Source organism: Agromyces sp. NPDC055661 (assembly GCF_053618135.1).
Genome location: NZ_JBSHHC010000001.1, coordinates 132,460 through 144,503 on the forward strand (window position 1 = coordinate 132,460; position 12,044 = coordinate 144,503).

Consider the following 12,044-nt stretch of genomic DNA (forward strand, 5'->3'; position numbering starts at 1 on the left):
GGTGCGTCAGCGGGCGGATGCCTCGAACATGACGCCCGGGTTGAGGATGCCGGTCGGGTCGAACAGCGCCTTGATCCCCCGCTGCAGCTCGAACGAGTCCTCGCCCAGCTCGTCGGCGAGCCAGCGCCGCTTCAGGATGCCGACGCCGTGCTCGCCCGTGAGCGTGCCGCCGAGCGCGACCGCCGCGCGGAACATCTCGTCGGCCGCCGCCCACACGTGCGCAGGCACTTCGTCACCGGTGAACACGAAGTTCGGGTGGAGGTTGCCGTCGCCTGCGTGCGCGAGCGTCGGGATCTCCACGCCGTGGCGCCGGCCGATCTCCTCGATCGCGCGGAACATCTCGGGCAGGCGCGAGCGCGGCACGGCGACGTCCTCGATGAGCACCTGCCCCGACGCGGCGAGCGCCGGGTGCATCGAGCGGCGGATCGCGAGGAGCCGCTCGCCCGTCGCGGCATCCGTCGACACCGTGACCCGGCCGCCGGCGCCGGCGAAGGCCTCGCCGATGCGGGCCGCTTCGGCCACGGACGCCCCGCCGTCGCTCTGCGCGACCAGGAACGCCTCGCCGGGCGCGAGCGACTCGAGGGGCGTGCCCGCGAGCTCCTCGGGTCCGAGGTGCGCCGCGACCCGGGCGAGGCCGGCCGCATCGATGAGCTCGAGCACGGCGGGCCTGATGCGCGCGGCGGTGACGGCGGCGGATGCCGCGGCGGCCGCCTCGACGTCGGGGAACACCCCCGCGACCGTCACGACATCGCCGGGCGTCATTGGCCGCAGCCGCAGCGTCGCCTCGACGATGACGCCGAGCGTGCCCTCGGAGCCGACCATGAGCGCCGTGAGGTCGTAGCCGGTGACGCCCTTCACGGTGCGGTGCCCGGTGCGCAGCAGGCGTCCGTCGGCGAGCACGACGGCCAGCCCGAGCACGGCCTCGCGCGTGACGCCGTACTTCGCGCACAGGAGCCCGCCGGCGTTCGTCGCGATGTTGCCGCCGATCGACGAGATCGCGCGGCTCGCCGGATCGGGCGCGAACCAGAGTCCGAGCGGTGCGAGCGCGGCGTTGAGGTCGCCGTTGAGCACGCCCGGCTCGACGACGGCGAGCTCGTCGGCCTCCGAGACCTCGAGGATCCGGTTCATGCGCGTCAGGTCGAGCACGATCGCACCCGGGCTCGCGAGCGCCCCGCCCGCGAGGCCCGTGCCGGCGCCGCGCGGCACGACGGGCGTGCCGGTGGCGTGCGCGAGGCGCATGACGGCCTGCACGTCGTCGACGGATGCCGCGTCCACGACCGCCAGCGGCGGGGTCGCGCTGCGCCAGCCCGACTTGTCCTCGCGCGTCGCGTCGAGCACGGCGGGGTCGGTGATGACGGATGCCCCGAGGGCGTCCTGGAGGCGGGCGAGCACGTCGGTCGGCATCCGACCACGCTAGCCGCTGCGCCCGGCCGGCCGTGTCGGCGGGGCTCCATCGCGCCTCGGAGGCCATGTCCGATTCCCGCTGGTCGATGTCGGTGCCGCGTGCGAGGCTGGACGCATGACCCCGCCGAACGCCACCACCAGGCGGCCCGCCGATCCCCTCGCCGACCCCGTGTTCGCCGAGCGGTACCGCGCCATGCGCGCCCGCGACGCGCGATTCGACGGCCAGTTCATCACGGGCGTGCACTCGACCGGCATCTACTGCCGGCCGAGCTGCCCGGCGGTCTCCCCCAAGGCCACGAACGTGAGCTTCTACCTCACCGCCGCCGCGGCGCACGAGGCGGGGCTGCGCGCCTGCAAGCGCTGCCTGCCCGACGCGGTCCCCGGCTCCCCCGAGTGGGACCTGCGCGACGACCTCGCCGCGCGGGCCATGCGGCTCATCGCCGACGGCGTGGTCGAGCGCGAGGGCGTGCCGGGCCTCGCCGCGCGCCTCGGCTACACGCCGCGCCACCTCACCCGCGTGCTCACCGCCGAGCTCGGCGCCGGGCCCCTCGCGCTCTCGCGGGCGCACCGGGCGCAGACGGCGCGCGCACTGCTCACGTCCACGTCATTGCCCGTCGCCGATGTCGCGTTCGCGTCGGGGTTCGGCAGCATCCGCCAGTTCAACGACACGATCCGCGCGGTGTACGAGCGCAGCCCGCTCGAGCTCCGGGCGACCGCGCGGCTTCGCGATCGCGGGCTCGCGGCGCCCGTCGCGCACGCCGGCGGCGGCGGCGGGGCCGCCCCGGGCTGGGTGCCCGACGCCGAGGCCGAACCGCACGGAGGACTCGTGCGACTGCGGCTGCCCGCCAGGGCGCCCTTCGACGCGGCGGGCGTGTTCACCTGGCTCGGCACGCGCGCGCTCGACGGCGTCGAGGAGGCGGGCGCGCTGCACTACCGGCGCACACTCCGGCTCCCCGGCGGGCCGGCGCTCGTGCGGTTCGAGTCCGGCGGCGACGTCGACGCCCCCTCGATCGACGTCGAGGCGCGCCTCGCGACGCTAGCCGACCTGCCGCCGCTCGTCGCCCGCGTGCGACGACTGTTCGACCTCGACGCCGACGCCGTGGCGATCGACGAGGCCCTCGCGGCCGACCCGCGCCTCGCGGCATCCGTCGCCGCCGTCCCCGGCATCCGCGTGCCCGGATGCCTCGATCCGCACGAGCTCGTCTTCCGGGCGCTCATCGGACAGCAGGTCTCGGTGAAGGCCGCGCGCACGGCGCTCGCGCGCCTCGCCGCCGAGCTCGGCGAGCACGTCGGCGGCGACGGACCGTCGGTGCTCTTCCCCACGACGGCGGCGATCGCCGAGGAGGGCGAGCGCGTGCTCCGCGGCCCCGCCGCGCGCATCCGCACGATCGTCGACGTCGCCCGCCGGCTCGAGCACGGCGACCTCGTGGTGTCGGCCGACCGTGAGCGCGAGGAGCTCGCGCGCGACCTCCTCGCAGTGCCGGGCATCGGGCCGTGGACCGCGGGGTACGTGTCGATGCGCGTCACCCGCGCACCCGACGTCCTGCTCACGAGCGACCTCGTGCTGCGCTACGGCGCCGCCGCGCTCGGGCTGCCGTCCGATGCGGCCGCGCTCGCGGTCGAGGGTGCGCGCTGGGCGCCGTGGCGCAGCTACGCGTCGATGCACCTCTGGCGCGCCGCGCCCTAGACGTCCGATGTCTGCGCCCGTTCGCGCTACGATGCCGGAATGGCGGTCACCGACGAAGCGATCCTGCGCATCAAGGAGATGATCATCGCGGGCGACCTCGCCCCCGGCGATCGGCTCCCGCCCGAGAAGGAGCTCAGCGAGCGGCTCGGGCTCTCCCGGTCGTCGCTGCGCGAGGCCGTGAAGGCGCTGGAGGTCATCCGCGTGCTCGACGTGCGGCGTGGTGACGGCACCTACGTCACGAGCCTCGAGCCGCGCCTGCTGCTCGAGGCGATGTCGTTCGTGGTCGACCTGCACGACGACCAGTCGGTGCTGGAGATCTTCGCCGTGCGCCGCATCCTCGAGCCCGCGGCATCCGGCCTCGCGGCCCGCAACGCCGACGAGGAGGCCGTCGCTCAGCTGCGCGAGGTCGTCGCGAGCGTCGACCAGGCCGCCGACGTCGAGAGCCTCGTCGAGCACGACCTCGAGTTCCACCGCGGCATCGCCGAGGCGACCGGCAACACCTATCTCGCGAGCCTCATCGACTCGCTGTCGAGCCACACCGTGCGGGCGCGCATCTGGCGCGGCATCACCCAGGAGAACGCCGTCGGCCGCACCCTGCAGGAGCACCACGCCATCCTCGACGCGATCTCGGCCGGCGACGCCGACCTCGCCTCCGCGCTGACCGTCGTGCACGTGTCGGGCGTGGAGCAGTGGCTCCGCAGCGCCCTCTGAGCGCGCGCCTCGCCTGACACGCAGGTGTGCCCGGCGACCGAGGTCGCCGGGCACACGCTGTTCAGCGGATCAGCGGAACGTTGCCGTCAGTGCACCGATCGCGTCCACGAGCTCCACGCTCGCCGCGCCCTTCCGGGCGGCGTTGTCGAGCTGCGCGATCACGGCCCGGCGCGACGCGGGCGAGTCGGCGACGTCCTCCGCCTGCTCGACGCGCTTCCGCACGTCGTCCGACACGTCGCCGGTGAGGTCGCCCACCTGCTCGGCGCGATCGATGAGCCAGTGGACCGTCGAGAACCCGGCGCCGTCCGAGATCCGGTAGGTCTCACCGCCCTCCACGTCGAACCGGATGGTGTGGCCGTCGAGGTCGCCCTCGTAGTCGGCGACCGCCTCGAACCGCACCTCGTCGCCGTTCGAGTCCGTCACCTTCATGCGGGCGAGGTCGGTGCCCTTGAGGGTGACGGTCTGCGAGACGTCGGGGGTCAGCACGGCCTCCGTGAGGTCGCCGCCGGCCCACGCGATGTCCACGCCGACGTCTCCTCGGGCCCGGAGTCCGGTCACCGAGCCGGTGCCCCAGACCTCCGGCATCGCCGGCAGGAGTTCGATGGCGTCACCCTGGGACTGCAGGAGCATCTCGGTCGCACCCGCGGTGCCGCCGAAGTTGCCGTCGATCTGGAACGGCGGGTGCGCATCCCACAGGTTGTCGTACGTGCCCTGCTTCAGCAGGGTGCTGTACAGGACGTGGGCGCGGTCGCCGTCGCGGACCCGGGCCCAGAAGTTCAGCTTCCAGGCCATGGACCACCCCGTCGAGGAGTCGCCGCGCGTGTTCAGCGTGACCTTCATCGCGTCGACGAGCGCATCCTCCTCGGCGCTCCGCCCGGCCACGACCTGGTCACCGGGGTGCAGGGCGTAGAGGTGGTTGGTGTGGCGGTGGCTCCCGTCGCCCGTGAAGTCGATGGCGATGGGGTTCTGCCACTCCTGCAGCTGACCGCCCTGGTAGGTGCGGCCGCCCTGCGTGTACGTGCCCTTGGGCGCGATCTGCAGGCCGAGCATGCCGTCCTTCGCCGTGGCGATCTCGTCCAGGTACCCGTCCTCGGCGGCGCGCCCTTTGAGACCGGCGGCGGCGTCGGCCGCGTCGAGTCGGTCGCCGAGCACGTCGTGCGCCTCGATCACGTCCTCGAAGAGGCCGCTCACCACGGACTGCGGCTCCGTCGCGCCGGCGGAGTACGGTCCGTGCTCGGGCGAGTACGAGGGGCTCACGACGAGCCTGTTGCTCTTCGTGTCGAGCACGAGGGTGTCCACCCAGAACAGGGCCGCACCGCGGAGCAGGTCGTAGTGCTCCGCGAGGAAGTCGACGTCCTTCGTGTACAGGTAGTGCTCCCACACGTGCTGTGCGAGCCAGGCGCCGTCCTCAGGGCTGAAGAAGGCCGAGGATGTCGCGGGCGCGGTGTTGCCCCAGGTGTTGTTCTCGTGCCACGTGGTCCACCCGCGCGTGCCCTCGCCGAAGACCCGCTCGACGCCCTCCGTGCCGCGCGGCACGAGGCTGTCGATGTAGCTGATCAGCGGTTCGGTGAGCTCCGAGAGGTTCGTCTGCTCGGCCAGCCAGTAGTTCATCTGCAGGTTGATGTTCGCGTGGTAGTCGCTGGCCCACGGCGGATTGGTGCCGTAGGCCCAGATGCCCTGCAGGTTCGCCGGGAGCGACCCCTCGCGCGACGACGCGATGAGCAGGTAGCGGCCGAACTGGTAGTACAGCGTCTCGAGGTACAGGTTCTCGTCGGCGGTGTTGGTGCCGTCGCGGTACCCCTTGAGCAGCTGCGGCGTCGTCTTCGAGGTCGCGGATGCCACGTTGCCGAGGTTCAGCTTCACGCGGTCGTAGAGGGCCGAGTAGTCGGCGAGGTGCGTCTCGTACAGCTCGTCGAAGCCCTTGGCGGATGCCGCGTCGATGCGCTCCTCGACCTCGGGGAGCGGGTCCCGACCGTCGAAGTAGTTGTTCAGCGGGTCCTCGCCCGGGTAGGGCTCGTCTGCGGTGATGTCCTCCTGGTAGTTGGTGTTCGTGGTGGTGAGCAGCACGACCGAGTCGGCGTCCTCGACGCGGATCGCGTTGCCGGTCTTGACGAGCTTCGCGTGCTCGCCCTGCGGGATCACCTGGAGCTGCTGGGCGTAGTGCAGGCCATCGTTGAACCGGTTGACGTCGTCGGCCGCCTGGTTGTGGCCGCCGACCCAGCCGGTCGCGGTGATGGTGTCGCCCTCGACCGTGAGCTTCTGCGGGTCGATGGGCTTGATCGAGAACGCCTGCGTGATCGCCCCGGGCTCGGAGGCGGTGAGGCGGATCGCCATGACCTGGTCGGGGTTCGAGACGAAGTACTCGCGCTCGAAGTCGACGCCGTCGCGCGTGTACGAGACCGAGGCCTTGCCGCCGTCGAGGTCGAGCTCACGGCGGTAGTCGGTGACGGGGTCCTCCTCCTCGACGGGTGCGGTGGGCAGCACGTCGATCTCCGACATCTGCGGCTGCTGGCTGAGCTGCGAGAGCGCCGTGACCGTCATGCGGAACGCGTCGTACGTGCCGGGCACGTCGACCTCGAACTGCTTGTAGGCCTTGCGCTCGGAGCCGAAGCCCGCGTTGTCGACGGTGTCGATGAGCACCCAGGCGCCGGTGCCCGCCTTGCCGTAGAGCTTCCAGGTCTTGAAGTCGCGACCGGGCACGTCGTTGCCGGTGGCGAGCCGGTAGGTCGTCACCGCGAACGGCGCCGTGTACGACCAGTCGACCGTGTACGGGTTGGCCTCGGTGATCTGCCCGGCGCCGTCGGCGTACATCTTCGTACCGGTGTCGCCGTCGAACAGCGACGGTGAGCGTTCGGCCGCATTGCCGGGGTGCTCTCGGCTGGCGGTGGAGCTGACGAACTTCGGCGCGCCGCTCCCGGGGATCGGCACGTCGATCTCCGACATCTGCGGGTCGCCGTTGCCTACGGTCGCGGTCACCGACATCCGGTACTGGTCGTACGAGCCGGGCACGTCGAGGGTGAACGACTTGTAGGTCTGCCTGGCGGAGCCGAACGCGGCATCCGTCACCGTGTCGACGACGACCCAGGAGCCGTCGCCCTTCCTCGCGGAGAGCACCCAGCTCTTGAAGTCGCGGTTCGGGCTGTCATTGCCCGTCGCGAGCCGGTACGTCGCCGCGTCGAACGCCTTCGAGTACGACCACTCGACCTCGTACGGCTTGGCCGTGCTCGGGGCGCCGAACTTGTCGGCGTACATCTTCGTCTGCGTGCTGCCGTCGAACAGCGACCGTGTCGTCTCGCCGGCGTTGTTCGGGTTCGTGTAGTTCGCCGAGTACCCGGCGATCTCGATGACGTCGCCCGAGTTCATGACGATCGAGCTCAGCTGCCGGTAGCTGCCGAAGTTCGCCTTGTCGCCGACGAGCCGGTTGACGACGCCCGTGATCTCGTTCATCTTCGCCGTGCTCGGCGTCGTCGCAGGCGTGATGTTGCCGTTGGCGTCGACCGTCGCCGGGGCGGTCTCGTCCCACGCTGCCTGGATGAGGTCCTGGGCCTTCGTGATGTTGGCCGCGTTCTCCTCCGACGTCTTCGAGCTGAAGCCGCCGTCGTAGGCCGGGTTCTGCCCCGGCCCGCCGGTCCAGTACGTGTGGTCGTTGATGATGATCTCGTCGCTGTCGACGCCGCCGAGGATGCTGGCGCCGAGGAAGCCGTTGCCGAGCGGGATGCTCTCCTTCTCCCAGGCTCCCGCCTTGTCGTTCGCCGGTCCCGCGGGTGCGGCGTACCAGGCCTTCAGCGCCGGCTGCTCGCCGAACGGCGCGGATTCCTCCGCTGCAGCGGGCGGCGTGCCCAGTGCGACGACAGCGCCCGCGGTCAGTGCGAGGGCGAGCGAACCCGAGATCCACCTCCTCCCGCGTGGTCTCGCGCCGAGCGCGGTGGTCCCATCCGTATGCAGTCGATCCGATGTCAGCACAGTTCTCTCTCCATTGATCGGGCACGCCGAAGCGAGCCGGGTCGCGTTCCCAACTGGTTGGATGCGTCACCGCAGCGCGCGGTGGGAGTGGTGCATCACGACAGCGGGGCATCCGAGCCGCTGCGCGGGATCAGGGGAGGAATCCTCCATCGCTCGACATGGGACTGGACATGGAAGAGGCGGGATGCCTGCGACACCCCGCCTCTGCTCGCTCACTCGTAGAGGACGGCCTGGATCTCGTCGTCGTCGATGTTCGACACGTCGTACCAGTAGAAGCCGGTGTCGATCGTCTTCGGCAGTTCCTTGCCGTCGATCGCCTCGACGGCGGCCTTCACCGTCTCGTAGCCGATGCCGACCGGGTTCTGCGTGATCGCACCGAGCATGAGCCCGTCGCGGATGGCGTCCATCTGCGCCTTGCCCGAGTCGAAGCCGACGACGACGAGCTGCGTCGGGTCGATGCCGAGCTCCTTGACCGCCTGCACGACGCCGATCGCCGACCCCTCGTTCGAGCCGTAGATGCCCTTGAGGTCGGGGTTCGCCGCGATGATCGCCTTGGCGAGGTCGGCCGACTTGGCCTGGTCGCCGCCGCCGTACTGGATGTCGACGATCTCGATGTTCGGCTCGTTCTCCTCCATGTAGTCGACGAAGCCGTCGCGGCGCTGCTGGCCGGTCACGGACGTCTGGTCGTGCACGACGAGCGCGACCTTGCCCTCGTGGCCGACGGCCTCCGCCATGTGCTCGGCCGCCTCGGCGGCCGCGGCGAGGTTGTCGGTCGCGGCGGTCGTCAGCGGGATGTCGCTGTCGACGCCGGAGTCGAACGCGATGACCGGAATGCTCTGGTCCTTCGCCTGCTGCAGCAGCGGGCCGGCCGCCTGGCTGTCGAGCGCGGCGAAGCCGATCGCCGCCGGGCTCTTGTCGAGGGCGGTCTGCAGCATCTGGATCTGCTGGTCGACGTCGGCCTCGGTGTCGGGGCCCTCGAAGGTGATCTCGACGTCGAACTCCTCGGCAGCCTGCTCCGCGCCGGCCTTCACGGCCTGCCAGAACTGGTGCTGGAATCCCTTCGAGATGAGTGCGACGTACGGCTTCTCGCCGTCGGCGGCCGCGGAGCCGCCCCCGTCGCTCGCGCAGCCGGCGAGGACGAGCGCCGCAGCCGCGAGGCCGACCACGGCCCCGATCGTGCGCTTCTTGAACATGGTCACTCCCTTGTGTTGGTGGTTCGGTGTTTGGTGCTGTGTTGCGGATGATCCGGGGTGGGGTTCCCGGTGGTCTCAGGCCCTCCGGCGGCGCAGCATGTCGAGGTAGACGGCGATCAGGATCACGACGCCGACCGCGACGGACTGCCACTCCTGCGGGACCGAGATGATGCGGAGGCCGTTGGTGAGCACGGCCATGATGAGGGCGCCGATGACGGTGCCGACGATGGAGCCCTTGCCGCCCTGCAGCGAGGTGCCGCCGATGACGACGGCGGCGATCGCCTCGAGCTCGAGACCCATGCCGCCCGTCGGCTGCGCCGACGAGAGGCGCGACGCCGAGAGCACGCCGGCCAGGCCGACGAAGAGGCCCGCCATCGTGTAGATGATGATCTTCCAGCGGCGCACGTTCACGCCCGACAGCTCGGTCGCGGCCTCGTTCGAGCCGATCGAGAAGGCGTACCGGCCAACGATGGTCTTCGACAGCAGGAGCGCGGCCACGACGATCATGACGATGAAGATCACGACGCCGAGCGGGAAGCGCAGCCCCGGGATGATCGACAGGTTCATGATCTGCTGGAACTCGGGGGTGTCGTTGAAGTAGATCGGCTTCGTGCCCGAGATGACCAGCGAGAGGCCCGCGGCGATGAGCATCATGCCGAGGGTCGCGATGAACGGCGGGATGCCGAAGATCGAGATGTTCACGCCGTTGACGAGTCCGATGAGCGCACCGAACAGGATCGTCGCGATCACGCCCGCCCAGAGCGGCCAGCCCCAGTATGTGAGGAACACACCGGCCATGACGCCGCAGAGCACCATGCCCGTGCCGATCGAGAGGTCGATGCCGCCGGTGATGATGACGAACGTCGTGCCGAGCGCGAGGATGCCCGTCACGGTCGCCGCGGTCAGGATCGAGATGAGGTTGTTCGCGGTGAAGAAGTGCGAGCTCGCGAACGAGAAGAACACGACGATGACGATGAGGCTCGCCGCCGCGAGCAGCTGCTGCAGCGAGCCTCGCAGCCGCGCGAACCGGGGTGTGCCGGCCTCGACCGCGGCATAGGCCGACGTCGAGGGCGTCTCGGTCGTCGGGGTGGTGGTGGGGCTCATGCGATGGTCCCTTCGGCGCTGAAGCGGGTGGCGTAGTCCATGACGTTCTCCTGGGTGGCGTCGGCGTTGTCGAGCACGGCGGTGAGCCGTCCCTCGGCCATGACGGCGATGCGGTCGGCGAGGCGGAGCACCTCGGGAAGCTCGGAGGAGATCATGACGATCGCCTTGCCCTGGTCGGCGAGCTCGCGCAGCAGGACGTAGATCTCCTCCTTGGCGCCCACGTCGATGCCGCGCGTCGGCTCGTCGAAGATGAGGACGTCGCAGTCCTTCGCGAGCCACTTGGCGATGACGACCTTCTGCTGGTTGCCGCCCGAGAGGTTTCGCACGAGCTGCGCGGTCGACGGGGTCTTGATGCGGAGCTTCCGCACGTACTCCCGGCCGGTCGCCTCGATGCGGCTGCTCCTGACGAATCCGAGGGCGCCGACGTAGTCGCGGAGCGAGGCGAGCACGATGTTCTCGCGCACGCTGCGCTCGAGGAGGACGCCGAGCTGCTTGCGGTCCTCGGAGAGGTAGCCGATGCCGAGGCGCGCGGCGTCCGCGGGGTTCTGGATGCCGACCTCGCGGCCGCGCACGGAGACCACGCCCGCGTCGCGGCGGTCGGCACCCACGATGGCGCGCGCCACCTCGGTGCGGCCGGCGCCCATGAGCCCGGCGAAGCCGAGGATCTCCCCCGCGTGCACGTCGAAGCTCACGTCGCGGAGCAGCCGCTTCGTCGACAGCCCGCGCACGGAGAGCACGGGCTCCCCCTCGACACGGCCGCCGCCTGGCCGCTGCTCGCCGCGCAGCTCGCGGCCGACCATGAGCGAGATGACCTCGCGCTGGTCGGTGGCGGCGGTCTCGAGCGTGTCGATGTAGCGCCCGTCGCGCAGCACCGTGATGCGGTCGGAGATGCGCGAGAGCTCCTCCATGCGGTGCGAGATGTAGATGACGCCGGTCTCGGGCGAGCGGAACCGGCCGATGAGCTCGAACAGCACGTCGACCTCGGCGTCGTTCAGCGCGGCCGTGGGCTCGTCCATGATGAGCACCTTCGCGTCGAACGAGAGCGCCTTGGCGATCTCGACCATCTGCTGCCGTGCGACGGTGAGCTGCTCGACGGGCTCGGCCGGGTCGAGCGCGAGGCCGAGGCGGTCGAACAGGTCCTGCGCGCGCCGGTTGAGAGCCCGGTCGTCGAGGAACAGCCCACCGCTGCGGTGCTCGCGCCCGATGAAGATGTTCTGCGCGACCGTGAGGTCGGGCATCAGGTTGAACTCCTGGTGGATGATGCTGATGCCCTGCTCCTGCGCGTGCCGGGGCCCGTCGATGACGAGTTCGTCCCCGTTCATCCGGAACACGCCCGCGTCGGGGGTGTAGATGCCCGCGAGGAGCTTCATGAGCGTCGACTTGCCGGCGCCGTTCTCGCCCACGAGGGCGAGCACCTCGCCGTGCCGCAGGTCGAGCCGCACGTCGTCGAGGGCCTGCACGCCCGGGAATCCCTTGCTCACGCCCTCGAGCTCGAGGAGCGGCACGCCGCCGACCGCGCTCATCGGGCGGCCCCCGTCGCGACGTAGGCGTTCACGACGCCCTTGCGGAGCACGAGGTTGCCGTACGGGCGCAGCTCCCCCGTGCGGACGACGAGCCGCGCGGCGGCGGCGCGCTCGTAGAACGCGAAGCGCTCGAGCTCCGCGACGCGGTCGGCCGGCGCGCTCGCAGCCTCGACCAGCTCGTGCTGCACCGCGAGCCGCTCGTCGCCTTCGGCGGCCATGAGGAGCACGGACGCGCCCTCGTACCCGTCGAGCGGGACCACCGTGCGGATCGCCTCGACGACCTCGGGCGACGGGAGGCCCGGGGTCTCGACGACCTGGGCGCCCAAGCGGTGGGCGGGGAAGTTGGCGTCGGCGACGACGAGTTCGTCGCCGTGCCCGAGCCGATCGAGCGCGGCGAGCAGCTCGCCGGCGAGGATCGGGTGGATGCCGGTCAGCACCTGGGCCTCTCTTCCTTGAGAT

Annotated in this window: 8 protein-coding genes; 2 read left to right on the forward strand and 6 right to left on the reverse strand. The window is 71.0% G+C overall.

Annotation, left to right across the window (positions count from 1 at the left end; genetic code table 11):
• Nucleotides 1–6: 6 nt before the first annotated feature.
• Nucleotides 7–1,404: an FAD-binding oxidoreductase gene (locus ACWGO8_RS00635; protein ID WP_452041237.1), complete on the reverse strand. Its 1,398-nt coding sequence runs from the start codon at nucleotides 1,402–1,404 to the stop codon at nucleotides 7–9.
• A gap of 115 nt (nucleotides 1,405–1,519) precedes the next feature.
• Here ACWGO8_RS00635 and ACWGO8_RS00640 point away from each other — a divergent pair, with 115 nt between their 5' ends.
• Complete coding sequence (locus ACWGO8_RS00640; protein ID WP_452041238.1) at nucleotides 1,520–3,091, forward strand: DNA-3-methyladenine glycosylase 2 family protein; 1,572 nt, start codon at nucleotides 1,520–1,522, stop codon at nucleotides 3,089–3,091.
• Between the two features lie 39 nt (nucleotides 3,092–3,130).
• Entirely contained in the window at nucleotides 3,131–3,802 is a 672-nt protein-coding gene (locus tag ACWGO8_RS00645; protein WP_452041239.1) for a FadR/GntR family transcriptional regulator, read from the forward strand.
• 69 nt (nucleotides 3,803–3,871) lie between these two features.
• On the opposite strand, the gene ACWGO8_RS00650 is transcribed toward ACWGO8_RS00645, so the two are convergent.
• The 5 genes from ACWGO8_RS00650 to ACWGO8_RS00670 all read right to left on the reverse strand — a co-directional run bounded on the left by ACWGO8_RS00650 (nucleotide 3,872) and on the right by ACWGO8_RS00670 (nucleotide 12,022).
• Nucleotides 3,872–7,765 carry a glycosyl hydrolase family 95 catalytic domain-containing protein gene (locus ACWGO8_RS00650; RefSeq protein WP_452041240.1) on the reverse strand — a complete coding sequence of 1,298 codons (3,894 nt, stop codon included), beginning with the start codon at nucleotides 7,763–7,765 and terminating at the stop codon, nucleotides 3,872–3,874.
• A 212-nt stretch (nucleotides 7,766–7,977) separates the two neighbouring features.
• The gene (locus tag ACWGO8_RS00655; RefSeq protein WP_376957003.1) at nucleotides 7,978–8,958 is read right to left on the reverse strand and encodes an ABC transporter substrate-binding protein; all 981 of its coding nucleotides are present in this window, start codon (nucleotides 8,956–8,958) and stop codon (nucleotides 7,978–7,980) included.
• A 75-nt stretch (nucleotides 8,959–9,033) separates the two neighbouring features.
• Entirely contained in the window at nucleotides 9,034–10,062 is a 1,029-nt protein-coding gene (locus ACWGO8_RS00660; RefSeq protein ID WP_452041241.1) for an ABC transporter permease, read from the reverse strand.
• Nucleotides 10,059–11,585 (reverse strand): sugar ABC transporter ATP-binding protein, encoded by a 1,527-nt coding sequence (locus ACWGO8_RS00665; protein ID WP_452041242.1) that lies wholly within the window; start codon nucleotides 11,583–11,585, stop codon nucleotides 10,059–10,061. The genes ACWGO8_RS00660 and ACWGO8_RS00665 overlap by 4 nt, the downstream gene beginning before the upstream one ends.
• Complete coding sequence (locus ACWGO8_RS00670; protein WP_452041243.1) at nucleotides 11,582–12,022, reverse strand: RbsD/FucU family protein; 441 nt, start codon at nucleotides 12,020–12,022, stop codon at nucleotides 11,582–11,584. The genes ACWGO8_RS00665 and ACWGO8_RS00670 overlap by 4 nt, the downstream gene beginning before the upstream one ends.
• Nucleotides 12,023–12,044: the final 22 nt, after the last annotated feature.